The following is a 25026-nucleotide window of genomic DNA, read 5'->3' on the forward strand; positions in this document are numbered from 1 at the left end:
GTCTGATTTTTTCAGACTAGCTTTTCATTTCTCTATTGAGCATAAAAAATAAGTAAACTACCCCAAGCTCTACAATTAACGGGATAAAAATAATGTTTAAACGGAAGAAAATGATACTTATCACAATAGCTACACAAATAAAAAGTGAACTATAGCGGTAACTTTTAGATTGATAAAAGAATGAATATGGTAATAAATGTGCACCATAAATAATTGCATATGCTGGTAAAACCCACATAGGTGCTTTCATTAATAGAACAATACAAATAAGTAAATATAAAATCTGATTGTTTGTTGCAATTAATAGCCCATTAATCAATGGATTGTCCTTATAAAATAAATTAACATTTACGATTTTGGCACAAAGAATCGAAACAGGAAATAGCAGTGCACCACAAGATAAAACGCCAATATTTTTAATCATTATATCTAAAGGCAGCAGCGTGATAATTGTGATAACTACCCAAATAAATAGCGAGGCCATTATAAAGGGAAGTCCCTTCTTTTGTTTCTGTGCAATATCATGTAATAATACTTGTAAGCTTGTATCGAGGTTCATGTTCCGTCTCCTTAATGTTCTAGCGACCTATTCAAACTCTCCGCTAGTTTTTTATTTCCATATTTTGAGAAAAAATAAAATCCAATAATATGACCAATTAATGTTATTGCTAAAATGAGCAATAAATAAGGTTTAATAAAATCAAATGCTTGCAGTGAAAACAGATAAACACTTGCTATACTGCAGGAAAAATTCAAAAAAGTGCTGATGGCAATTTTAGCTGTTACTTTTAATGTAGAGTAATTCCATAAATAAGGGTAAGCAATACCGAAAACAATTCCCATCAGAACGCTAATACCAATTAAATTCCAAACATAAAGAAAGGGAACAAATTCTTCATGAAGATGAAAAATAGTTATTAAAAAAACAATCCAAACCATACTCAAAAATGAAACATATAAAAAGCTGTTTTTTAAGTTTTTGATCATAGCAACTTCTCCTTAATAAATTTTGCATAATGTCTACTAACGACATATTTATTTTGCTGCTTTGTAATAACTTCCAATCTAGCGTGACTTCCTGAAGCAAATGAATGTATTTGATTTAAATTTAAAATCATGGAATTGTTAATTCTAACTAACCCGAATGGTTCCAAATAAGATAATTCCTTCAAAATTTTATTCAGCAATAGCTGTGTACCATCTAGTAAGAAGATTTTAGTGAAATGACCAGATGCTTCAATTACTTCGATATTACCCACTTCAATCATCACCTGACGATTTGTTTTGAAGTCTGTTGCGTTTAATGTAATGGATTGAAAAAAGCGTTGTTCAAATGTTGATAGCAATTCTTTATTCGATGGATTACTAATAATCTCAATTTCAGAGGCTGGCTGATTGCTTTTCCAAATATAGCTGAATTTCATGTTGTTCTCCTTTCTGTTTTCATCGTAGCAATCCTCTTCAGAACTTACGATAAGTTTTCGTTTTGTTGCAAAAAAAGTAGACTTTGTTACAACATTACACCATCTAAAAAGCCAAAGTGTATTTAATTGTAAAGTGAATTAAAAAAAGAATATTCTATCAATTTTACTAGTAGTTGATTTTCTTTTTCGCAACGTTTAAAATTTAAAAAATAAAATGTAGTGTACTGGTGATACTATAAACGCGTAGAAAGCATAATTTCCACGCGTTTTTCGTGGTTGTAGACTGCATTAATACATTAGAAGAGGTGAAAGTTGTGGCAACTCCTTTATTAAAAGAGCAAGAAAAGATTGTCGTTCTTGATTTCGGAAGTCAATTTAATCAATTAATTACGCGTCGCATTCGTGAATTTGGTGTGTTCTCAGAATTACATCCACATACAGTAACAGCGCAAGAAATTAAAGAAATGAACGCTGTAGGTATCGTATTTTCAGGCGGCCCAAATTCAGTTTATGATGACCAAGCATTCAAAGTAGACCCAGCTATTTTTGACTTAGGCTTACCGATTTTCGGGATTTGCTACGGCATGCAATTAATGGCCCATACACAAGGTGGGAAAGTAGAAAGCGCAGAGACACGTGAATACGGCAAAGCAGAAATTAATGTAGTGACAGAGGGCAAATTATTCGGTGATTTACCGAAAGAGCAAGTAGTATGGATGAGCCATGGTGACCACGTAACAGAAGTACCAGCAGGCTTTGAAATCATTGCAACAAGCCCAGCATGTCCAATTGCGGCTATGGCGAACGTAGAGCGCAAACTTTATGCAGTACAATTCCACCCCGAAGTACGTCACTCTGTATACGGCAATGACTTACTGAAAAATTTCGTGTTTGATATTTGTAACGCAAAGGGCGATTGGTCGATGGCAAACTTCATCGATATGGAAATTGCAAAAATTCGCGAGCAAGTCGGCGATAAGCAAGTTCTTTGTGCACTATCAGGCGGCGTAGATTCTTCAGTAGTAGCTGTATTAATCCACAAAGCAATCGGCGATCAACTAACATGTATGTTCGTAGACCACAACTTAAACCGTAAAGGCGAAGTCGAGCAAGTGATGAAAACTTTCACTGAAGATTTCGATATGAAAGTCATCAAAATCGATGCACGTGAACGCTTTATGAACAAGCTAAAAGGCGTATCAGATCCAGAACAAAAACGCAAAATTATTGGCAATGAATTCATCTATGTATTCGACGAAGAATCAGCAAAGCTAGAGGACATGGACTTCTTAGCACAGGGCACTCTGTACACAGACATCATCGAATCAGGCACAGCAACAGCCCAAACAATTAAATCGCACCACAATGTAGGCGGATTACCAGAAGATATGAAGTTCCAACTAATCGAGCCATTAAATACACTATTTAAAGATGAGGTACGTGCACTAGGCTTAGAGCTAGGCCTTCCAGAAGCAGTCGTATGGCGTCAACCATTCCCAGGTCCAGGCTTAGGTATCCGTGTACTTGGCGAAGTAACAGAGGAAAAATTAGAAATCGTACGTGAAGCTGACTACATTTTACGTGAAGAAATCAAAAATGCAGGTTTAGAGCGCGACATTTGGCAATACTTCGCAGTCCTACCAGATATCCGTTCAGTAGGCGTAATGGGCGATGGCCGTACATACGACTATGCAATCGGCATCCGCGGCGTAACATCCATTGACGGCATGACATCAGACTGGGCGCGCATCCCATACGATGTGCTAGAGAAAATTTCAGTACGCATTGTCAATGAAGTAACAGGCGTTAACCGTGTGCTGTATGATATTACATCGAAGCCACCTGCGACGATTGAGTGGGAGTAGTTGTAGTAGAGCTAGAAACCTTTGTGTATCAAGGGTTTTTGGCTCTTTTTTATTTTTCATTGCACTTTTATTGCACTTTTTGTTTCTGCTTTCCTAAATAGTCCACAGTAAATTGATTTTTAGGGGAGGAATCATAGTTTTGCTTTGTCTCCTTAAAGGAGATGATCCCATTTAATTTGTTAGCTACTTCAAAATTACTGTTAGGATAAAGATGTCCATATGTTCCCAAAGTAGTTTCGATATCTTCATGTCCTAGACGATCTTTAATAATGAGCGGGTTTTCTCCCATACTGATTAACAAGGAAGCATGAGAGTGACGCAGCCCATGAATTCTGATACGATGAATACCAGCCAACTTGGCATAGCGTTCAATAGCATATGCTAGCGTATGTTTTTGCGTAGGAATACCATTGTAGCTCATCACAAAGTCGGTCTTAATCAGACTTTGTTGCACATTTTTCCATTCAGTTAAAACATTCAATGTACATTTATCTAATACAATGTGTCTAACACTTGCTTTTGTTTTTGGTTCAACAAATCTGTAATTGGTTTGGTTCTTGTAATAAAGATTTTTGTTGATGGTTAGTACTCCTGAATCAAAATCAACATCCTCCCATTGAATGGCGGTAGCTTCTCCGATTCGCATTCCAGTCATAAACAAGAACCATAAAGAAACAAAAAGGAAATGTTGATAGTAATCCTTTTTATAAATGAAAGAGATTACTTTTTCAAATTCTTCTTTTGTCCAGAATTCAATTTTTGTTTTTTGTTTTTTTACATTTCCAATAATCTTAGAAGGATTTGTCGCTGTAATGCCTAGTACAATTGCTCTATCCATTGCGACAGAGAATAATCCTTGAACCGCTCTTACATATGAAGGCTTAAGTTTTTTTGATAACTTCAACTGCCAATTCTGCACATGAATTGGTTCAATATCATCTACTGCTAATTTATAAAAATAAGGGAAATGTTTTTTTACAGTCGGTAATCGGTTATCATAAGTTCTAAGCTTTACTCTTGTTTTATACCAAGGTAGAAAAATATCTAAGATATAATGTTCAAACATCATTTTATCTTTAGTATCGCTTAGATCTTCTGGATTCATTAATATTAATTTTGAATATTCTTCTCTTGCTTCTTTTTTAGTTTTGAAACCACTACGGTATTTCTGAATCTTCTTTCCTTTAGAGTCATAACCTAGATTAGCACGAAAATAGTAAGTACCATTTTTAGCTTTTTTAATGGGGTCTTTAGACATAGTTTTTACTCCTTACCGTGCAAAAACTAATCAGACCTGTTGTCATCCGAAAAATTGATCCCAAGAATTTCTTCTACAGCTTCACGAGGGACTCTATCTAGCTTTCTAGACTCATAGTAGGAATGCCCCTTTGTAACCATTAATTCTTTTGCTTTTTTAATGATATCCGCTGAAAAAGAAGTTCCATATCCTAGCTCAATTAAGTCTTTTTTAGTGACCGTTATCATCGATACTCCTTTCCACTATAGGCTAGGGAAAACTCAAATATTCGCCTATAATTATAACGCACAATTTAAAATAATTGAATTTTAAGATGCATCTAAAGTAAAAACTTTAGATGGTGGTATGAACTACAACTTCTCCCAAATCAAATGATGAATAAGCAATCGAACAGCTTTGGTTAAGCTCACGGGAATTTCACCCCCGCATGGTTCGCATGCAGCTATACCCATTGCCTGCGGCACTCTAAACGCTCGGGCTGTGGCTGTACAGGAGTATCATTATCTCGATAGAGAAGTCATGGCAGTGACTTGTCCAAAAGACACTTACGGATCACTGAAAAGAATCGCTAGTTTTGCATTATCTACAAAGTCATGGCGTATCAGTCCGTCAGCTCAATCTCTACCGAAACGTATTCGATTACTTTTTATTTAGTTGTCAAAGAACATTGGCTTGTCAGCCTATTAAAATACACTGAAACAGCATATTTTAATAGAATGACAAACTTCTAATTAGGAAGCGTGTAACGCCCCAACACGCTTCCGTGAATGGAGATTTGTTTATCTGATTTTAAAAGACAAAACTTTGGTGATCAGTCGAGTTTGCATTCTACCATATAGCATTTCATCGGCAACCAATAGTTGATTCCCATATTCATCTTTCATGGGACGTAAGGAGCGTTTTGAGATATACCCTCTATAATGTCTTAAAATGTAGTAAATCGCTTCTGTATCACCATCTGCTGCTTGTACAATTAAAGAGAAGGGAACCATCGGATATGTTATTTTCATTCTGCATGCTCCTTCATAAATTCTTTAATAATGGTTAGTCCACTGGTTCGGTGACGATAGATTGTAGAACGACTTAAATTTAATAACTTTGAGATTTCTGTATCATTCATATCCACGAAATAATACAGCAAAATGATGTTACGCTTTTTATTTGACAAGTTTTTCAATGCTTCACTTAGTAAGTCATTTTTTAAACCAATACTAGAGCCGTACAATGAAAACATATGCATATCGATGTCATAGTAATCAATAGTAGAAAACTGATTGACAAGATGTTCTCCTGCATTTGAGAAGGAAACTTCTTGTTTTGAAATTCTTGATAGATATTTGAGATAATCTTTCCGTTCATCTTCTATCGCACGCTTACAAATGTAATCAAACTGGTTTTCTATGGTAGTTTGAAAAGAAGTTGTTCTCATTTTTCTCACCCCCTTTTTTGTGATGAAGAGAAGTGAGCTATGCTCTTTTGTCTCCCTTTGTACTTAGTCCCGACGCGAAAGGGCTGTTTGTTGCATTTTTGATGAAAAAACTTTTAAAAAGTTTTTAATAAACAAAAAAACACATAAACAGATTGCTCAGTCTGTCTATGTGTTTCAACAGTTGGTCTTATATACTCTAAAAAAACACATTTATAGGAGCTTTCATCCATGATAGATGAATAACTCATAATAATTAGAATAAAGAATATGAGTTTTGTTATACAAAAAAATCAACTAAACATATGTTAGTTGAGTAAAAAATAAAAATATATAGTAAAAGTCCTTACTCATAAAATATTTTAAAAGGGAAGAATATAAAGCCCAATCCTCCCTTCAGTAAATTAACAATTAAATAAAGAATTATCTAGCGATAAATTGATAGCGTGTAGTATGATTATTTGTTATTTGTTTAAATGCTAATAATAATTGACTTCGTACAAATACATTGGTTTTTTACTGTATTCTCACTACCAGCAATCGATCATTATTAGATGTAACAATTACCTCGAAACAATAGTAGAAGTCGACATACGAACTAAATGGTCTTGATGACATCGTTCGAGAACAAACGTAAGCGTCAAATAGCGGCCACCTAGTTTTAGGCAGCCGCTATTGTTATGTTATCTATATAGTTCGTTTTGGTACGTGGCAGTGGGTCGGAATTTTATCTGACCAAGGCATCAACGCATCTAACGCTGCGTCGTCTGTTCGTTCAATTAACGGCAGCTGTTCCAAGACATACGTTAAATATTTCAGCGGATCGAGTTGGTTCTCTTTGGCTGTTTCTACAATGCTGTAAATGACAGCACTAGCCTTTGCGCCTTTTGGAGAACGCGCAAATAACCACGCCTTGCGGCCGATAACGAAAGGTTTAATCGAACGTTCGCCTCGATTATTATCTAACTCTAGGCGACCATCCTTTAAAAATACCACGAGTTTTTGCCACTGATTTAAACAGTATGTAATGGCTTCACCTAATTTTGTTTTTGGTGCGACACGGGCTTTTTCTGTTTTTAGCCATACTAAAAAATCATCTAATACAGGTTTACTCTGCTTCAGACGTTCCTCGTAGCGACCTTCAGGTGTACAGTCGTCCATTTTATTAATCTTTTTGTCGATCGCAAATAAACGATTACAGAATTGAAGGCCTATTTTTGCGGCACATGGCTGCTCTGTATTTTGTAGATTTGCTGGTAAGGATTTCAGTGCTTCCTCATATTTTCGACGCGCGTGCGCCCAGCACCCGACCAACTCGACATTTTTCAAGTCGTGATAACCTGCATATCCATCGACATGGAGATAACCTGAAAAACCTTGTAAAAATGCTTTGGGATGTTTACCCGAGCGTGTTGTTTGATAGTCATAAAGCACGATGGGCGTTACTGCTCGACCTGTTCGATACATCCACATAAACGATTTACTTGTCGCAGCGCGACCAGGTTCATTTAATACTTGTAAACTGGTCTCATCCGCATGGGCAATATCCTCTTGTAGTAGTTTTTTATGAAGATGATGATATAAATGGATGAGCCATGTGTTCGCCCCATACATCATCCAGTTCGCCATCGTTTGACGTGAGAGTGAAATGCCCATTCGCTCTAATTGTTTTTCTTGTCGATAAAGCGGAAGACCTTCACAATATTTTTGGCTCATCAAATAAGCCATCGCTGATGGCAAAGCTAAGCTACCTGGATACATAGGCGCTGGCATTTTCGCTGTGACGATTGGTGTCTCAGTTCCTTCTTTTTCACACTGACGGCAACTATAGATGTGTTGCACATGTTCAACCACTTCGACTTGTGCCGGAATGATTTTTAATTCACGACGGATTTGTGTGCTCATTTCGTGTGTCTTTTCACCGCAACACAAACAAACCTGTTCCTCATCGGTTAAACGATAGTGAATCGTTTCGACAGACAAGTTTTCTAACATCGCTTCGATTTGACCCGAACGCTTTTTACGTTTATATGTAACCGTTTCAAGCATCGGTTCTTCGACCGTGTTATCTGACGTCATTTCCATTTCATTGAATAGCGTCAGCGCAAGTTGATCTTGGTTGGTTTTTTCACTTGAAGCCCCAAATTTCTTTTGTTGGCTGAGGCGGAACTGTGCTTCCAACCAGTTGAGTTTAGCCATAAGGACTTCATTTTGTTTTTCCAACGCCGCATTCTTTTTTACGAGTTCTTCAATTGTAAGTGTGGGTGTTTGTTCGATTTTTACCATAGCTAAAGAAATTCGACTTGAATAGCCGAATTCCTTTTTCAAATGACAACTTTAGCAGAAACCTTCATATGTGAGGATTTTTGATTCATAGCTAACCCTTCCAGTAACCATTTAAATTGACGCCCGGAGATTTTTAAAGGTGTGGTTGCTTCATTAGGCCAGTCAAACAAGCCTTCTTCTAACCGGCGATAAAAGAGCCAAAAGCCATTATGGTCCCAGTGAAGAATTTTTAATTTATCCTTTTTTCGATTACAGAATACAAAGAGATGCGATGAAAAGGGATCAAGCTGAAAGCTTTCTTGTACAATCGCAGCGAGCCCATCCACGGATTTCCGTAAATCCGTTGGTCCACACGCAATGAACACTTGATCCATTCGTAAATTAGTGAACATGATGTTGTACAACCTGAAGAACTTTACTTAACGTTCCTTCATCAAAATCGGGTGGACAATCAATGGTGATGCCATTTAATTTAATCGTAATAGGAATTATTTCAGGTAGAACAGGCTCTTGTACAACAACTGGCAACCAATGAGCAGGCTGAATTTTTGTCTGTGTACGTGATTTACGTAGCCACTGGTACATACTTTGAACAGGTATATTTTCTTTTGTGCACCAAGCGGCAACGCTTGCTTCACCACTTGTGTGGAAAGCTTGAATACGAGATTGCCACATTAATTGGCGTTCCGATCGTTTCATAAAAAAACCTCCAACTTGATTCATTTTCATGATTGTCTCATGGCCATGAAATTCGTTGAAGGTGTGCTGTATTTGGCGCTTACTTTTGAACGTAATCTTTCACCATAAGAGACGTAGGTTAGTTATATTATTTTGATAAATTATTCAGTTGACTTTTTAGAACTTTAACTTCAAACGGATATAAGATTAAATGAAAGCACATATGAACCAGTATTGCAGCAATGATACCATTATTATAAAATTGCCATCCACAAATTATACCTACAAGCATATTGCCAATAAAAATGTAACTATACAGTGTAAATGACTTTCCAGCTATTGACGAACCTTGATAATGCGCTAGTGTAAAAATCAAACTAGATACAACAACAGATGTGGCTACCGATATTCCTTCTGTTAGGAAAGATTGCGTTAACCAAAGTAATAAACTCATTATTCCCCAACGAAAAATAAGTTCTTCAACTACACTTGCATACAGTATTCGATTCGCGATGCCAATTGAATTTCTATGTTTTTCAATCTTATAAAAAGCTTTACCTAAAAGAGGTCTAAAGAAGACATAATAGATTAAAATATGTGTAATTGAACATCCAATACCTACTAAGGCAGCTTCTATCCAACTACTAATAAAGATATTCTCCGTAGGAAGACTTATTTTATTAATTAATGCGACACCCAGCGCTACAAATACACTTAGGAAAACAAGTTGTAAAATAATAGCTACAATAACAGGCACTTCTCGTTTTCCAGAAGCCGTTTTATTATTAAGCAAAATGGAAGAAATAATTGTACCAGGGATAGAGATAGAAACGAGAGTTATAAACACTACCCAATTAAACATGATCAGATTCCTCAGTAATTATATTATACAATTTTTGGGCAAAATCCCTAAATTGCTTTGTTTCTTTTAAAGATAATTTAGAATAATACTTTTCTATAACCAAGTCATCCATTTCCTCGTACTTTTTAAAAAAATCTTTTCCTTTCCCATCGATTCTTACCAAAATTTCTCTTCTATTCTGTGGATTGATACTTCTTGAGACATAGTTTCCTTGCTCTAGTTTATTAACAAGTTGACTTACTGAACTCATTGATAGCTGTAACTGATGAGATATGTCTTGAATTTTTGCCGGTTCAATTTCATGAATAAGATGGAGTACCATAAACTGCTTTGGAGAGAGTTCAATATCTAGTATAGAGTAATAGTTAATTACTAAATGATGATTGATTTTATCAAATAATGAAAATCCTTCTTTAATGAAATCACCTTGTTTCAAATTATTCACCTCTTAATATTTATATGATTAAATATTTTAATCCGATAAACTATTTATGTAATTAAACTATAATGCTATCTATTTAAATTGTCAAGAAAATTTAAAAGTAATTTTAAATCTTGATTATTCACTGTAATTTCCTCCTTCATATACTATAACGTTTTACAGTAACGGTTTATTGGTAAATTAATAAATATGATTTTAGAACATTAATCCTAAACATGATTAAAATTAATATCACTATAAGTACAACTTCCTAAGTATTCAATTCAATATATTGAATATTTAACTATGACCTATAATCTGCCTCAATTTTCCTTGACCCACTTTTTGACTTTAAATGTTCTAGTTTTTTAGACATAAAAATAGCCCTATCACATTACTAGAATCTAAAGAGGCAAAACGGGGCGGCTTTTCACAAACGGTACGAATCCTATTTATTATCATATTATTGTCCTTTGACAAAGAAAGCATGGAAGATAACGTCGTACAGTATATAACTAAAAATCAGGTTTGTTTTACTAACGATGAGCTATCTGGTTTTTGCACCATGAATTTCCATAGAAAAGAGCAAATTAATAAATCTAATGTAATCGTGGTAGATTACTGGCGATAACTCATCAGTAAGGTAATGATACTTCTCCTCTCATGGTTTGGGCGTTCAAAGCGTCACAAGCCATGAGAAGGATTGGCGTACTATGAGTAGTAGTTTAACGTTTTATTAAAAATTTTTTCTTGCTTTCATTTAAATACATTTTTTGCTATATGAAGAAATTCCTTAACCGCAGGAGAAGCATTCGTAATAGATTGACAGGCAAGTGCTACTTCACGGCTGTTTTCAATATTTAGTTTGCTGATTTTTATATTTTGCTGTGTCTTTAAAAATAATTCTGGACCAATCGTAACGCCAAGTCCTTCCTGTACCATATTAGCGATGGTTGTACAGTCGTGTACTTCGAAAAGAATAGATGGTTTAATTTGTGCTTCTGCAAATAATTCCTCAACATGTGATTGGTACATCCCTGTTGGCATAATAAAGGATTCATCCATTAAATCATTCATCTCTACTATTTCTTTAGAATGGAATTGATGAGCAGGGTGATAAGCGACTACCATTTTGTCTTTAATCAAAGGAACCAAATCGAAATTGGGGTTTGATTTTCCTTTTACTACAAATCCAATGTCAATAATGCCTGAACCCAACCATTCCGTAATTTCTTCATAGGTTCCTTCATAAAATTTAAATTCTATTTTAGGATGCTTTTTCCGGAATTTTGCAAGTAATTTAGGCAATAAGCAGGAAGAAGCACTTGCAAAAGTGCCGATACGAATAATACCTGTTTCCAAGCTGGTCATAAGCGCAATTTCTTGATTAATGGTCTCCACTCTTTTCAATATTTCTCTAATATGCGGCAGAATTTTTTGCCCCATTTCTGTAAGTATTATTCCTTTTTTTCGATCACGAATTAATAAAGAAACTCCCCATTCAGATTCTAAACTCGCAACTGCATGGCTCACGGCTGATTGAGTCATATTTAATATTTCAGCAGTTTCTGTAAAGCTTCCTATCTCAACCACTTTTGCAATGATTTCATAGCGTACAATAGTCATGAGTAATTACTCATCTCCCTTATTAAAAACATCAATTTTACTTATGTTAACATGGGATTTAAAATAAAAACAGTAGTTCAAATATAAGGAGATGTACAAATTGAAAAATAATATAAATCAACTAATCATCATACTTTTAGCTTTAGGAGCTTTTGTCACAGGAACAGCAGAGTTTGTTGTTTCTGGAATTTTAGAACTGATTTCCTTTGAATTGGATGTTTCAATTTCAATGGCTGGTCAGTTAATTACGATTTATTCTTTATCTTATGCTATTGGAGCATTGGTATTGGTCATGCTAACGTCTAAATTTGACCGTAAGAAAGTGCTTTTATGTGCCATCTCTATATTTATTCTAGGAAATCTAGTTGCATTTTTGAGCTATAATTTTGTCCTTCTTATGTTATCCAGAGTCATTATGGCGATAAGTGGAGGGTTATACATTGTTGTTGCCACCAATTATGCTGCGCAAATTGCAGTTCCAGAAAAAAGAGGTAGTGCTATGGCAACAGTCATTACAGGTTTCACTGTTTCATTAGTACTTGGAGTGCCTATCGGAACATTTTTAGCTGGACATTTTGATTGGCACTATATTTTCTTAATCATTGCACTTGGCACAGTTTTTTTAATGATGGGACTTTATAAATTATTACCAGCTATAAAAGGAAACCAACCGCTGCCATTTACACAACAGCTACAAATTATGAAAGATAAACGAGTCCTTACTGGTTTAATGACAACAATCTTTTGGATTTTAGGTTATACGATGGTGTTTGCCTACATTGCTCCATTATTAAGTCATACTGTTGATTTTTCTATAGAAATGACAAGTATCGCTTTATTTGTTTTAGGCACTTTTGCTTTTATTGGTTCACGCTTTGGAGGATATGCCGTAGACAGATGGGGACCTAATCGAACAATATCATTAAGTTTATGTGTTCATATCATCTCTTTATTTGTACTAGCATTTACACAGTATAAGGCAGTAGGTGTATTTGTCACATTCGCTTTTTGGGGAGTAGCAACTTGGACAACGACACCAGCAAAGCAATTTTATCTGATTTCACTAAAACCACAATCCTCTGAAACAGTACTTAGTTTTAATACAGCCTTAATGAATGTAGGAATGATGCTGGGTTCTGCATTAGGAGGAATCATTATTCAGTATACAAATATAGTGAATTTAAGCTGGATTGGTGGATTATTCGTTATACTCGCACTTATTTTTATCAGATATTCTTTTTATTTAAATAAAAATGTTATGAAGAACCACTAATTTTCAGGAATTAAAAGATAATGTCTAAACCCAACTTGTACTTACCCCTGTCAAGTAGACAGCTTTAAAAAGACTAAGCAGCCATCTGGTGTCGATATTCTATCGGCGCCAGGTGGTTGAGTCGTTTTTGGAAGCGCTGGTAGTTATAAAAGTAGATGTATTGCTCTACAGCTTGTCTCACTGCTTCCTCCGAATAATCATGTAACAGATACAAACATTCGCTTTTAAAGTGTGAGAAGAATGACTCGATACAAGCGTTGTCATGGTAGTTGCCTTTGCGAGAATGACTACCTATCATGCCAAGCTGCTCTACTGTTTGATGATACTTAATGGATGTGTATTGGAAGCCCTGATCGGAGTGGAGGATGCTTCGATACACATTTCTTTTTGCCGTCAACTCTTGGAGTGTGTCCATGACTAACTCTAAATCATTACGCTCGCTAATTTTCCACGCGACAATTTCGTTGTTATATAAATCTTGAACAGCTGACAGGTATAGGAAGCCATTTTTTGTTGGCAAATACGTAATGTCCGTAACGAGTACCTCATTTACTGTACGTCCTTGAATTTGCGTTCTAACACATTATCGAATACACGGGAAATACGATTTCCCCACACACGACGCTTTTTACGAATCATCGATTGAATACCCAACTCACTCATTAAGCGATAGACTTTCTTATGATTCACATGAAAACCTTTGTCTTGTAAAGCCATCTTCATACGCGGATACCCATACATTTTATGCGTTTGATGAATCGCTAAAATGTGCTCCTTTAAAAGGATATCATTACGTTTACGTAAAGATACCTTGCCATTTTTAAGCCACTTATAATAGCCTGAGCGTTCCACTTTTGCCATTTCAGTGAGCCAGGTAATGGGGTAACGACCTTTCATTTCTTCAATCATGAGGTAACGGTCTGGGTACGTTGGCATTCCTCCATTTACAGATTTGGATACTGCTTTTTTAAGTATTCTACCTGTGCCTTATAGTAGTCCCGCTCTTCTTCTACATTTTTAAAGTGGACCCGTTTTCCTTTTAACGGATTCTTCACACCCTTTGCCCCTGAGCCTGTAGATGGAAGACGATTAAACGCTTCAATTGATTTCCCTTCTTTAAATTTTTTCACCCAAGCCTTCACTTGTGAAACATTGCGAATCTTGTATTTGTCCGCAATCTTTTGCATACTTTCTTCTCCTGCTAAATAGGCCTGTACTATTTCTAATTTCAATTCATTTGAATACGTATTATTTTTTCTCGACATAGAAAAACCCCCTTTAAGTAATGTTATCTACAGCGTACTGTAGGTTTTTTAACATGTCTACTTAAAGGGGATAATATCAACTGCTTGAAATTCAGTTGGGTTTTTATTTTTTCTTGAAAATACTTTCCAATACTTAGCATTTCAAAAAAATCTTGTTGAAGGTTATGAAAGAGGAAACCATTACCCACCTTTGCAGTTGCGAAGGAAGCGGAGATGCATGATAGAACCAGATTGTACCGAATGGCAAGTTCGCTGTGCCTTTAACACCTTTTGTAAACGAGTATTGAAGAATGAGGTGATTAATATTTACAACGAAAGGCAGCAAAGGTGATGACATTTTTGAATCTTACTCCACAAAAAGAAAATCAACTGTTTATCCTAGATAAGCAATATGAAGGAGAAGAAGGGTAAAGTTTTCAAATGGCTGGAAAGAACATCACTTTGAAATTATTTGCTGAAGCGTTGCTTACTTTGCCAAAGGAAAAGCGTAAGATCGTCCTACTATACTATTTTTTTAACCTTAGGCTTTTGCTTTTTGATATTTCCAATAATTTTAGATAGGTTTGTTGGAGTGATGTTCAATGGGAATGATAAATATTTTTATTTTTCTTGCTTAGTCAGGTGAGATGTTAATACCCAAAATAAAAAGGCCAACGCACTAACAGATGCACCCAATAGACATACTCCATTCCATCCATAAGTTGCGTAAATATTGGTTGAAGCAATTGAACCTGTTGCACTGCCAATAGAATAAAAAATCATGTAAGCAGCAGTAAGCCGACTTCTCGCTTCAGGACGTACTGTAAAAATCATACTTTGGTTGGTAACATGTACAGCTTGCACAGCGAGATCAAGAAGGATAATACCGATAATCAATACAAACAAAGAGTAATGAATCAAGCTGATTAGAAACCATGATAGTAACAATAAAGCTAGAGAGATACCTGTTGTTCGCTGTCCTAATCCTTTATCAGCCAAACGCCCTGCCCGAGTAGCAGCTAATGCTCCCGCCACTCCAGCAAGACCAAATGCACCAATAGCCGAATGCTGAAGAAAATAAGGTGTTGAACTAAGAGGCAGTACTAAGGAAGTCCACAGCGTACTAAATGAAATAAAAATTAGCAATGCTAGTATTCCACGAACTAGTAGAATCCTTTCATGTATGAATAACAAAAGAACGGAACGCAATAGTTTTGGATAGGACATGGATGTTTTGTTCTGTTTTGGATTTGGTAATTTTTTATATAACAAACTAACGATGAAGAGCATAAGTGTAGCAGATGTAAGATAGACTAAACGCCACCCACCTATATCTGTCAAAATGCCAGCGAATACTCGGGAAAGAAGGATCCCTATTACTACGCCACTAGTGACGAAACCTACTATACTTCCACGTTCTGCTGGAGCAGATAATGTCGATGCGTATGCAACAAGTGTTTGTGTTACACTAGCAAGCATTCCCACCATAGCCATACCTATAAAAAGTGCTGTACTTGAGTTAGCAAAGCCAATAACAATGAGAGCAGCAACAGATAGTAGCATTTGCCCGATAATAAGCTGCCGCTGGTTTAATAAATCACCAAGTGGAACTAGTAGGAGTAATCCTAGTGCATAACAGATTTGAGTGATTGTAATGATAATGCCAATAGTTGAATAATCAATCTGAAATTCATGCGATAGTTCATCAAGCAATGGGTGTGCATAGTATATATTTGCAACAGCCATCCCACAAGCGGCTGCAAATAATAGTGCAATAAATCGAGACATGGTTGTACTGGCTCCTGTTTGTAATTGATTATCGTGATATTCAGGTACAATTGTTGTTTTTCCTCTAAACTTCTCCATTATTAATATCTCCTTTTTATACCTATTAGTATAATATACCGATAAGTACGTAATAATTCTCGATAAATATAACGAATAAAAAGTTATATTGTCAAGTGATTTATATTGATATTTGAATGTTCTTATTAAATAGGGAATTACAAATTGACAAATTTATTTTCATTTAATAGAATTGAAATATACCAATCGGTATAAAATGGGAGGGTTATCTATGACTAAAATTAACTCACAGGGGACAATAGGTGAGTCACATCAATTAGCAGAAAATAACGAATTAAGTGAAATAACAATGAATGATTCATTGTTACAAACAAACGAACAGATTTTAAAAAGCTTCTATGAAATTGTAAGAACAGGTCGTCATCCCGAAAGAGCTGAGCTTTTTATGGCAAAAGAGGTAAAAGCACATCAAATAAATTCAGAAAATATGGTGACCATTATAAGGTCACCTCAGAATTATGCTGACCATATAAGAGAAATGAAGGACTCGTGGGGGAATTTCAAAATAGAAATTGAAGAATTGATTACTCAAAATCAAAAAGTTTATGTTAGATGGAAACAAATAGGGATACACATTGGTGAGTATGAGGGCTATCAACCTACAAATAAAGAGGTCGTTGAATTAGGTAGTGCGATATATCGACTAGAGAATCAAAAAATAGTGGAGTATTGGATTCAAGTAGATAGACTTGGAATCATTGAACAATTAAAAAAGAATCAAGAAGCAGATTAGTTATTTAGTGAGGAAATTTTTTGAAAAGAGGGATTTTTTGTGGTTCGACAACGTGAATTTGATGAAGAAAGAGCATTAGATGAGGCTATGCAGCTTTTTTGGGAGAAAGGGTATAAGGCTACCTCATTAAGTGATTTGACAAAAAAGATGGGGATACAACGACCAAGTTTATACTCAGCTTTTGGAGATAAAGAGGAATTGTTTGAAGCTGCATTACGCAAATATATAAAACAACATTCTTTTGATATTCGAAAAAAACTTCAAAATCATCAATCTGTAAAGGAAGCATTTCGCATGTTTTTTGAAGAATTAGTGGAAGAGGCATACAAAGAAAATCCGAGTAAGGGATGTTTTTGTATTAATACAATGGTAGAACTTGCTCCTCATGATGAAAAGTTTGAAATTCTTACAAGGGAACATCAAATGTATCTTTCGGTCATATTTCAAGAAATGATTGTAACAGGGATTAACTCAGGAGAGCTCAAAAGTAGTTTAAACATTAAAATGTTAGCACAGACACTAGTTGTTTCATTAATTGGGCTTACAGTGCTGATGAAATCTCGTCCAGATCGCTCATTTGTAGATAATTCTGTAATGATGATATTATCATTATTAAAATAAATTCAGCCTCTGGAGGGATGGAGCATTTTTTACAAATAACTTTCGGTCATATTTTTTGTTGAATGAAGTCATACACATACTATCGAGCTACAAAGGATGGAGCAATGTCGAAGGAAATATTTAATCATAGCTCACAAAAGATTATATTACGTTATATTGGCATTACAGAGTAAGCGATTGAGAATAGCATAAAGAGTATTTCATTCTTTTGAGGAAGTTATTACTTTGATGAATTGGTTTTGAAAATTGGGTAGATTGATGCGACAAATGCGGACTGGGCACGCATTTCATATGATATCCTAGAGAAAGTTTCAGTACGTATTATCAACGAAGTGACAGGTGTGCTGTATGACATGACATCGAAGCCACCAGCGACGATTAAGTTATACTGGATTAAATGAAAAAAGCTTATTTAAAGGAATCTGTCTAGGGAATAAATCCTTTTAATAGGCTTATTTTTAAATAGTTTCCCACTAAAAAATATGGAAGGTCATTAGATTGGTTGAAACTCAATACTTGTTTGCTTGTCGAATTAAATCTGGCAAAGTAAAATTTAAAAATATATAAAGTAGTAAACAAAACTTGAGGAGGTATTGTAGTGAATCAACATAAAATGATAATTACTCAGTATAATCCTAAATACGCGGAACAAACAGTAGCTATGTGGCGAAATAGTAAGGAACAGGCTATTGGTCAGAAAGAAATTCACAGTTTTGAAAATCACCTTTATTTTTTAAATCATATATTATCTGAACAGTTTCAAATAGATTTAGCGTTAATTGATGAAAAAGTAGTTGGAATGATTGCCTATAATGAAAGGGAAATAAGCCAACTATATATTCATATAGACTATCAAGGAATCGGTATAGGTCATACATTACTAGATAAAGTAAAAGCGCACTCAAGTGGGAGATTAACTTTATACACATTTGAAGTAAATGAAAAGGCACAACGGTTTTATGAAAAACATGGATTTGAAATCATAGGTAGAGGACATGAAAATGAAGAAAATTTAGCTGATATTCAGTATGAATGGATATCAAAATAAATGATTAATAGGTGCTTTTGTGATAAAAAAGCTAAAGTTCTTCTTCAAATAATGAGGGGATAGTTGAAGAAGATAGCCAGAACCAACAATATTTGAAAAGCAGCCTTTTTAATTAACAAAGGCGAGAAAACTATAGAAAACACTTTAGAGGTTTTTCTTACTGAATGCTCGGACCACCAAAGTCAGGAAATCTGTCAGTTAAAGGGGGCTGTATCGTCTATTATTGAGTGGGAATAAGATGAGCTAAAAGTCCAGTGTTTACTGATTTTTCGGCTCTTTTTATTTTTCATTGCACTTTGTATTACCGACTTTTCTTAAGTAATCAACAATGAATTGATTTCTAGGCGAATCATCAAGATTTTGTTTTGCTGATTCAAAGTCAATGATTGCATTTAATTTGTCAGCTACTTAGAAATTACTGTTCGGATATAAATGTCCATATGTGCCAAGTGTCGTCTCAATATCTTCATGTTCAAGACGCTCTTCGATAATCAATGGATTTTCACCTATACTGATTAAGAGAGACGCATGAGAATGACACAAAGCATAGATTCAGATTCGATGAACACTAGCTTTTTTTGCATAGCATTCAATAGCGCAGGTAATAGTATGCTTTTGGATAGGGATTCCGTTGTCGTCGATTATTTAATACAAATTTATATTGAAATAAAACAGACCACCAAATGCAAAAATTAAAATTTGGTGGTCATATTTTGCCAAAGCCAATCTACTTTTAGGTCAGGTTGGTTATTCAATTTCAAAAAATTCGTGTGTACGAATGATATTTTCTTTTTTTATATAGGGCGTATGAGTTTGGATAATTCCACTTGTAAAAATGGAAGATTGAATCACACCATTGGCAATATTATTTAATAACCGATTAATATCGATTTCTGAGTATGGAGGAACCAAGACAATTGGAGGCATTAAGAATTGAAAATCATTTAAATCAATGCATATTGGGTTAAAGTTTTCTTGATATTCTAGTTCTAAAATAACTGAGCCCTGAGATGAAAACTGTTTCCACAAGCTAACGATTACCTCCTTTTTTCTAATCATCAGCTCTTTAAATTCATCTATATCAGATATTTCTAACAGGCTCCTATTATCTGTTTTAGCAAAACCAAATATTACTCCTGGCATATGACTACCATTCACATTATTATAAGAATGAAGCATAAACGTATAGAGGTCTTTTAAAGATGGTATTTTTTCCAAATAGCTACTTTTATTGAAATCAGGAATATATACATTATTCCCCATGATGTCATCCACCACTTGTTTCGATTGAATCGTCCATATTTTCATCCTTCTAAGCTCCTTCTTATTGAAAAAATATGTGTACCTATATCTAAACTTTCACTGCTGGTGCATTAAAATCTCATTCTATTCTGCAAAACAAAAAATCCTTTATACTAGCATTTGGATGACTTATCTAAAATCAATACAAAGAACCACAACATGGACAAGTATAAACTAAATTATGCATTCAATAAATCGGTTTCTATTATAATTAAAGAAAATATACCTTTTACAAAAATTGATTTCAGATTACAATTCCTACCATAAAAAAACCTGTCTTTTGAGGCTGTTCTCAAGATCGTTCTCTACGGTAGTAACAAAGAAAAAGAAGGTTTGTGTGATTTAAGCTCTTCCTTGATAATTCGACAACTACAAAGAAAAACTATCAGTCATTTCCAATTATCATGGGCGTTTGCACAGTTTCTTTTTCATTTTTTAGAAACGATAATTATTAGAATATTCCTAATTTTTCACACGACACTAATGTGATAAAGTATATATTTTTTAATATTTAACAAGCTAAATGTTTGTTTTGCTTATTTTAAAAAGATTTCATTGTTGACATACCCTTAAGGGGTATGATAAATTATATTTGCAAATTACTACCATTCTATTTATCGTGAATTAGAAGGTATATTATTTTTTTATTTATTTTATACCATACCTAGGTATAGATTGTTAGGGGAGTGGGGAAAATTTCGAGTATCTAGGGTATAAGAGCGTAGCCAAAAGCGATATTAGCAGTTAGTAATAAAAATAAAATGTATAAAGGAGAAGTCTAGATGAAAAAAAATATATGGATTTGGGGAATAGTGGCAATCGTATGTGTCGGAATTATTATTGGAGGTTACAGTATATATGTAAACAAGGCGGATGAAGCTAATGATCATAAGCAAAGTGGTCATGGTGGGCATAGTGCAAGTACAGCAAGCGAGGTTACACCAAAAGTATCTTATGCTAATGGAGAAATTACGATTGAGCTAAAAGACAAAAATGGTAACATTCCAAGTTTAGAGGTTTCTCATGAAAAATTAATGCACCTAATTGTTGTTGGAGCGGATTTAAAGGAATACTATCATTTGCATCCAGAAGAAGTGGGCAATGGCGTATATTTGCAAAAGTTTGATTTAACAGGCGGCTCCTATAAAGCGTTTGTAGATATTAAACCAAAGGATTTAAGCTATTCCGTAGAGCCAATTGAGTTACACGTTGGAGAAGGTCATCAGGGGCATGGTGAAAATAAATTGATTATAGATACTGAGTTTACAAAAGTTATCAATAATCAGGCAGTTAAATTAACGATTTCATCATTTGAGGTGAATAAAGAAGTTACCCTTACTTTTGATGTGAAGGATGCAAAGCCAGAGCCCTATCTCGGTGCTTTAGGGCATGTCGTAATTTTAGATGAAAATGGAGAAGACTTCATTCATGTACATCCTGCATCAAATGATGAAACGATTTTTAATACACAGTTTACTAAACCTGGTGTATATAAAATATGGGCTGAATTTAAATTTGGTGAGCAAGTGAATGTTTACCCATTTGTGATAGAGATAAAATAACAAACTATGTAAGCAAAGCTAAATAAAGTTTTGCAGCTTATGCTACTATATGACTTACTGCTTGCAAAAAATAATGTTTGATTTTGAATGAAATAAGGGTGTGAATTTACGATGGAGCAAAAAGAAAAAACAGTGAAACTAGCTATTAATGGTGGCATATCGTTTGGATCAAAATTAAACGCTAAGCAATTAGCTGTAATTGCTGAATATTTAACAGATGGAGATGAGTTGGAATTAACAACTTTCCAGCAGCTTTACATTGCTGTTGCTGAAAGTAAAGTGGAATTGATTAAAGAAAAATTTAAAGAGGCTGGACTATCCTGTTATCCTGTAGGCAATTTTGTAAAAAGCTTAAGAACGTGCAATTTTTGTAAAGGTGAAGAAGAGGAAGGAATGCCTGTAGCGATTGAACTAAATAAACGAATCGCAGGCAAAGAAGTACCGTTTACACTTAGACCAGCCTATACGGGTTGTCCAGTTGGCTGTGGCGAACCTTTAGTCAATGATATTGGGGTAATGAAAATAGGAGATGGCTACGATTTATATATGGGTGGTAGTGCAAAGGGAAAAACAGCTCAAATCGGTACATTAATTATGGAACAATTAACGCCTAACGAGCTTTATGAGACTGTAGAAAAAGCGGTAAATATTTATGCCGAGCATGGAAAGAAAAGAGAAACATTCTTTAGATTTATTAACCGTTATGGGATTGAAAGCTTAAAAAGTGAATTGATTAGTTAAAAGTATGGTCTTCGCATGCCAAACATTTTCAATACTTGCATTAATGATAATCGCACTGTTCAATTTGCCGTTATTCATAATTGTTTCCTCCTATTATTCAATATATGATACAATATAATGGAAGAATAATAAAGGGATTCCTCAATCTTACATAAAAGAATGACTAGAGAAAATTTATGAAAATAGGTCATAATTCTTTTGAAAGGGTGATTATCATGAAAACGATTTATATTTATCCAAAATTAGCAATCGGATTTGGTGGCGGTGCGGCAGGTTTAGATAGAGAAGGATTTCTTTTTAAGAAAAAGTCAACAAAACTAAGAAAAAGTATAGAAAATGCATTGAAAGAGAATAATTTGAATTCTTTTAATGTAGAGGTTACGCATGGGTTTGAATCGCCAGAGGAATTATTGGAAAACGACGGCGCTTTAGTGTTGATTTCCCCATATTTAAAAAGCTTACTTAGCCACATTGATTTTTCTAAAAAGGAATACTATCTTTTATCAGAGGCAGAATATAATTCTGAAAATATGGATAATATCTTGAAGTATATAAAAACGCAGCTAAGTTAATGTTTGAAAATCCAAAATTCTTAAAAGATAATCCCTTTAAAAATATTTATAAAACAGGAATGTTTATGCGAGCATTCTTGTTTTTTATTAGATATAAGGTTTCTTATTTAATAATGTACACTTTTGCACAGTTTTCTTTAAGGGAATGGGTATGTATAGAACGTTAGATGTTCAAACGAATTTTGAGGTTCACAGTTTTTCAGATATATTCAAATTCAAACTGCTAATAGAAAATTTAATGATGGAAATTATTAAGAGCTGATCAGCAAGAGAAATAGGTATTAACCAACATACAATTGATAAGCACCTCTGTGTATTTACCTGAAAATAGATGGAGAAGACAATGAATAGTCTGAATAGAAATATTTTTTTGTTTTATAAACTTACATTACAAATTATATACTTTTGAATAGGGAGTGGGGAAATGAAAATTGAAGATTTAGTTGCGATGAAGGAAAATGGAATTGTTTATGATTTTGAGGATTTAAAAGAATTTGAATATGAAAAATGGTTTATTCCGTATTTTGGTACAAATGTAAAAGAGAGATTTGAAGTTGATTTAGAAAGATTCAAACGATCTCAATATAATAACGGTAGGAAATTAGCGTATAAATATTGTTTTGATGCAGATAGATGTTCCTTAGCTCTGGAAATTTATCAAGCCCTTTGGCAAGAGCAAATAAATTTTGAAGTGATGACTTGTGCCGATAAGAAAAATAGAATATTGAGAACTAAGAATAATTTAAAGTTTTCTGGTGAAACAATGAATAGCTATAATACAACATTTTGTAGTAAGACGAGAGGTAGATGGGCTAACAATAAATACTTTATTGAGGGAGAACAAGTAGAGAAGTATTATTCTCTCACACATTCTATTGGTAATTTTATTCCGGTTCCTCAAATTACAGGTTATAGTTTCAATTCTAGCAGAGGAGGGGGGAAGGTTGCTTGCTATTTACGTGATTATTGGGATTTAACTCTTTTAGCAATAAAAAATTGGTACGGCAATAAAGATTTAAATAAACAAATTATTAATGAATGGTTAGATGGTAATGCTAAGTGGTTAGATGAGATGTTTGGTTGCTGGAGGAATTTTATTAATCATAATTATCTTAACTCGTTTGTTGATGGAAATTATGAAGTTAAATTATTTTGGGATGGGCATTCTTTTGAAAATCCTCGGCCGAAGAATAAAGAGGAAGTTGAAGTATTTTTATATCGAGTACAAACTTGTATCAAAGAGCGTGGTAAGTTGATGATCAGTAAGCTTGAAAAGGAATTTTTATAGATAGTTGTATTTATATTGGTCGGGAAAAGAGTTAGGATCACTTGAAGTATCAAAGCTTCGGATTCTTTTTCATTTCTCTGTTCTTGCTATTTCACTAACTTCAAAATATCCGCTTTAATTTTTGTAGGCTCAACAGTCGGAGAATAGCGGTGTACAACTTGACCATTTGCATCAATTAAAAATTTTGTGAAATTCCAATAAATTGCATTAGCTTCGCTGTTCGGATTAAATGCCCGTATTTTTTCTATAAAAGCTTGTGCCCCTGAACCTTCATCTGATGGCTTGCTCTCCCTTAACCATTGATATAAAGTAGCGGTATTTATGCCGTTTACATCAATTTTTTCGAAGCGTGGCCATAATTTAAGGAGCAAAATTGATTAATTTCCTCAATCGTTCCATGCGCTTGCTCAGCAAATTGATTGCAAGGGAAATCAAGAACCTCAAATTTCTCTTCAGCGAATTCCTTATATAAAGATTCCAATGCTTCATATTGCTTAGTAAAGCCACATTCTGTTGGAGTATTAACGATTAATACAACAGTTCCTTGATAGTTTTTTAAAGGAAAATCATTTCCTGACGCATCCTTTTTCTTATTTTACTATGGGCAATCTATACGTAGCCAGTGAATTGGCTTCATATCAAAAATGTGAAAGATTGACGTTAATTTAGTGAAAGAAAAGGGTAATGCTATAAAAAGATGTTTGTAGCAAAGGAGGAGCTGGAAAGATGAACAATAAAGCAATTACGAGTATGTACAGTATCGCATTGATTGGTAGTTTGATAGGAATAATTGTTATACCAATGCAGGCTATGGCAAAGACAGCACAGCAAATAGATAGTCAATTTACCGATTTAAACTACAGATCATTATGCTTATGAAGCGATTATTTGGGCCAAAAGAAAAGGGATTGTTAGTGGTTATTCGGATGG

General features: G+C 34.5%; 30 protein-coding genes and 2 pseudogenes. 11 read left to right on the forward strand and 21 right to left on the reverse strand.

Annotation, left to right across the window (positions count from 1 at the left end):
- Positions 1-16: 16 nt before the first annotated feature.
- From R6U77_RS08060 to R6U77_RS08070, 3 genes are read right to left on the reverse strand one after another with little or no spacing between them, the layout of a single operon-like run.
- Complete coding sequence (locus R6U77_RS08060) at positions 17-559, reverse strand: DUF7010 family protein (protein ID WP_319838084.1); 543 nt, start codon at positions 557-559, stop codon at positions 17-19.
- Positions 560-570: 11 nt separating this feature from the next.
- Positions 571-987, reverse strand: a complete 417-nt coding sequence (locus tag R6U77_RS08065) for a hypothetical protein (protein WP_319838085.1) — start codon at positions 985-987, stop codon at positions 571-573.
- Complete coding sequence (locus R6U77_RS08070; RefSeq protein ID WP_319838086.1) at positions 984-1424, reverse strand: LytTR family DNA-binding domain-containing protein; 441 nt, start codon at positions 1422-1424, stop codon at positions 984-986. Before R6U77_RS08070 ends, R6U77_RS08065 begins: the two co-directional genes overlap by 4 nt.
- Positions 1425-1738: 314 nt before the next feature.
- Here R6U77_RS08070 and guaA point away from each other — a divergent pair, with 314 nt between their 5' ends.
- On the forward strand, positions 1739-3289 hold the full coding sequence (guaA, locus tag R6U77_RS08075) for a glutamine-hydrolyzing GMP synthase (protein WP_319838087.1): 1551 nt from the start codon (positions 1739-1741) through the stop codon (positions 3287-3289).
- Positions 3290-3356: 67 nt separating this feature from the next.
- Here guaA and R6U77_RS08080 read toward each other — a convergent pair whose 3' ends face one another.
- The 10 genes from R6U77_RS08080 to R6U77_RS08125 form a co-directional block, all read right to left on the reverse strand.
- Positions 3357-4547: a tyrosine-type recombinase/integrase gene (locus R6U77_RS08080; protein ID WP_319838088.1), complete on the reverse strand. Its 1191-nt coding sequence runs from the start codon at positions 4545-4547 to the stop codon at positions 3357-3359.
- A 26-nt stretch (positions 4548-4573) separates the two neighbouring features.
- The gene (locus tag R6U77_RS08085) at positions 4574-4774 is read right to left on the reverse strand and encodes a DUF3173 domain-containing protein (RefSeq protein WP_319838089.1); all 201 of its coding nucleotides are present in this window, start codon (positions 4772-4774) and stop codon (positions 4574-4576) included.
- Positions 4775-5326: 552 nt separating this feature from the next.
- Complete coding sequence (locus R6U77_RS08090) at positions 5327-5557, reverse strand: helix-turn-helix domain-containing protein (protein WP_319838090.1); 231 nt, start codon at positions 5555-5557, stop codon at positions 5327-5329.
- Positions 5554-5976, reverse strand: coding sequence for a sigma factor-like helix-turn-helix DNA-binding protein (locus R6U77_RS08095; RefSeq protein WP_319838091.1), 423 nt, complete (start codon positions 5974-5976; stop codon positions 5554-5556). The genes R6U77_RS08090 and R6U77_RS08095 overlap by 4 nt, the downstream gene beginning before the upstream one ends.
- A gap of 684 nt (positions 5977-6660) precedes the next feature.
- Entirely contained in the window at positions 6661-8259 is a 1599-nt protein-coding gene (gene tnpC, locus R6U77_RS08100) for an IS66 family transposase (RefSeq protein ID WP_319838355.1), read from the reverse strand.
- A 38-nt stretch (positions 8260-8297) separates the two neighbouring features.
- Entirely contained in the window at positions 8298-8651 is a 354-nt protein-coding gene (gene tnpB, locus R6U77_RS08105; RefSeq protein ID WP_319838092.1) for an IS66 family insertion sequence element accessory protein TnpB, read from the reverse strand.
- Positions 8641-8958 carry an IS66 family insertion sequence element accessory protein TnpA gene (tnpA, locus tag R6U77_RS08110; RefSeq protein WP_319838093.1) on the reverse strand — a complete coding sequence of 106 codons (318 nt, stop codon included), beginning with the start codon at positions 8956-8958 and terminating at the stop codon, positions 8641-8643. Before tnpA ends, tnpB begins: the two co-directional genes overlap by 11 nt.
- 127 nt (positions 8959-9085) lie before the next feature.
- Positions 9086-9799, reverse strand: coding sequence for a CPBP family glutamic-type intramembrane protease (locus tag R6U77_RS08115; RefSeq protein WP_319838094.1), 714 nt, complete (start codon positions 9797-9799; stop codon positions 9086-9088).
- A complete protein-coding gene (locus R6U77_RS08120) occupies positions 9792-10235 on the reverse strand; it encodes a MarR family winged helix-turn-helix transcriptional regulator (RefSeq protein ID WP_319838095.1) in 444 nt (147 codons plus the stop codon). Before R6U77_RS08120 ends, R6U77_RS08115 begins: the two co-directional genes overlap by 8 nt.
- 741 nt (positions 10236-10976) lie before the next feature.
- A complete protein-coding gene (locus R6U77_RS08125) occupies positions 10977-11846 on the reverse strand; it encodes a LysR family transcriptional regulator (RefSeq protein ID WP_319838096.1) in 870 nt (289 codons plus the stop codon).
- Positions 11847-11937: 91 nt separating this feature from the next.
- Between R6U77_RS08125 and R6U77_RS08130 the strand changes: the two genes are divergently transcribed.
- Entirely contained in the window at positions 11938-13119 is a 1182-nt protein-coding gene (locus R6U77_RS08130) for an MFS transporter (protein WP_319838097.1), read from the forward strand.
- A gap of 73 nt (positions 13120-13192) precedes the next feature.
- Here R6U77_RS08130 and R6U77_RS19850 read toward each other — a convergent pair whose 3' ends face one another.
- From R6U77_RS19850 to R6U77_RS08140, 4 genes are all read right to left on the reverse strand, one after another.
- The gene (locus R6U77_RS19850; protein ID WP_406601086.1) at positions 13193-13639 is read right to left on the reverse strand and encodes an IS3 family transposase; all 447 of its coding nucleotides are present in this window, start codon (positions 13637-13639) and stop codon (positions 13193-13195) included.
- Positions 13640-13668: 29 nt separating this feature from the next.
- Positions 13669-14055: an IS3 family transposase gene (locus tag R6U77_RS19855; protein ID WP_406601087.1), complete on the reverse strand. Its 387-nt coding sequence runs from the start codon at positions 14053-14055 to the stop codon at positions 13669-13671.
- Between the two features lie 8 nt (positions 14056-14063).
- Entirely contained in the window at positions 14064-14384 is a 321-nt protein-coding gene (locus R6U77_RS19860) for a helix-turn-helix domain-containing protein (RefSeq protein WP_406601088.1), read from the reverse strand.
- Between the two features lie 600 nt (positions 14385-14984).
- A complete protein-coding gene (locus R6U77_RS08140) occupies positions 14985-16229 on the reverse strand; it encodes an MFS transporter (protein ID WP_319838098.1) in 1245 nt (414 codons plus the stop codon).
- A gap of 289 nt (positions 16230-16518) precedes the next feature.
- Between R6U77_RS08140 and R6U77_RS08145 the strand changes: the two genes are divergently transcribed.
- The 4 genes and pseudogenes from R6U77_RS08145 (at position 16519) to R6U77_RS08160 (ending at position 18631) form a co-directional block, all read left to right on the forward strand.
- Positions 16519-16962: an ester cyclase gene (locus R6U77_RS08145; protein ID WP_319838356.1), complete on the forward strand. Its 444-nt coding sequence runs from the start codon at positions 16519-16521 to the stop codon at positions 16960-16962.
- A gap of 39 nt (positions 16963-17001) precedes the next feature.
- Positions 17002-17583 (forward strand): TetR/AcrR family transcriptional regulator, encoded by a 582-nt coding sequence (locus tag R6U77_RS08150; RefSeq protein WP_319838099.1) that lies wholly within the window; start codon positions 17002-17004, stop codon positions 17581-17583.
- 254 nt (positions 17584-17837) lie between these two features.
- A pseudogene (locus R6U77_RS08155) lies at positions 17838-17984 on the forward strand (GMP synthase (glutamine-hydrolyzing)); the annotation flags it as partial.
- Positions 17985-18181: 197 nt separating this feature from the next.
- Positions 18182-18631, forward strand: coding sequence for a GNAT family N-acetyltransferase (locus tag R6U77_RS08160; protein ID WP_319838100.1), 450 nt, complete (start codon positions 18182-18184; stop codon positions 18629-18631).
- A 279-nt stretch (positions 18632-18910) separates the two neighbouring features.
- Here the strand turns inward: R6U77_RS08160 and R6U77_RS08165 are convergent.
- Both R6U77_RS08165 and R6U77_RS08170 read right to left on the reverse strand, forming a co-directional pair.
- Positions 18911-19276: pseudogene (locus R6U77_RS08165) on the reverse strand (site-specific integrase); the annotation flags it as partial.
- A gap of 102 nt (positions 19277-19378) precedes the next feature.
- Entirely contained in the window at positions 19379-19939 is a 561-nt protein-coding gene (locus R6U77_RS08170) for a hypothetical protein (RefSeq protein ID WP_319838101.1), read from the reverse strand.
- Between the two features lie 776 nt (positions 19940-20715).
- Here R6U77_RS08170 and R6U77_RS08175 point away from each other — a divergent pair.
- From R6U77_RS08175 to R6U77_RS08190, 4 genes are all read left to right on the forward strand, one after another.
- Positions 20716-21495: a hypothetical protein gene (locus R6U77_RS08175; RefSeq protein WP_319838102.1), complete on the forward strand. Its 780-nt coding sequence runs from the start codon at positions 20716-20718 to the stop codon at positions 21493-21495.
- Between the two features lie 111 nt (positions 21496-21606).
- Positions 21607-22236: a nitrite reductase gene (locus R6U77_RS08180; protein WP_319838103.1), complete on the forward strand. Its 630-nt coding sequence runs from the start codon at positions 21607-21609 to the stop codon at positions 22234-22236.
- 215 nt (positions 22237-22451) lie between these two features.
- Positions 22452-22808: a hypothetical protein gene (locus tag R6U77_RS08185; RefSeq protein WP_319838104.1), complete on the forward strand. Its 357-nt coding sequence runs from the start codon at positions 22452-22454 to the stop codon at positions 22806-22808.
- 424 nt (positions 22809-23232) lie between these two features.
- A complete protein-coding gene (locus R6U77_RS08190) occupies positions 23233-24096 on the forward strand; it encodes a DUF6994 family protein (protein ID WP_319838105.1) in 864 nt (287 codons plus the stop codon).
- An 86-nt stretch (positions 24097-24182) separates the two neighbouring features.
- On the opposite strand, the gene R6U77_RS08195 is transcribed toward R6U77_RS08190, so the two are convergent.
- Both R6U77_RS08195 and R6U77_RS08200 read right to left on the reverse strand, forming a co-directional pair.
- Positions 24183-24467: a hypothetical protein gene (locus R6U77_RS08195; RefSeq protein WP_319838106.1), complete on the reverse strand. Its 285-nt coding sequence runs from the start codon at positions 24465-24467 to the stop codon at positions 24183-24185.
- Positions 24425-24625 carry a hypothetical protein gene (locus tag R6U77_RS08200; RefSeq protein ID WP_319838357.1) on the reverse strand — a complete coding sequence of 67 codons (201 nt, stop codon included), beginning with the start codon at positions 24623-24625 and terminating at the stop codon, positions 24425-24427. Before R6U77_RS08200 ends, R6U77_RS08195 begins: the two co-directional genes overlap by 43 nt.
- A 197-nt stretch (positions 24626-24822) precedes the next feature.
- On the opposite strand from R6U77_RS08200, the gene R6U77_RS08205 reads away from it, so the two are divergent.
- Positions 24823-24975, forward strand: coding sequence for a hypothetical protein (locus R6U77_RS08205; RefSeq protein WP_319838107.1), 153 nt, complete (start codon positions 24823-24825; stop codon positions 24973-24975).
- Positions 24976-25026: the final 51 nt, after the last annotated feature.

This window comes from Lysinibacillus louembei, from assembly GCF_033880585.1.
GTDB lineage: Bacteria > Bacillota > Bacilli > Bacillales_A > Planococcaceae > Metasolibacillus > Metasolibacillus louembei.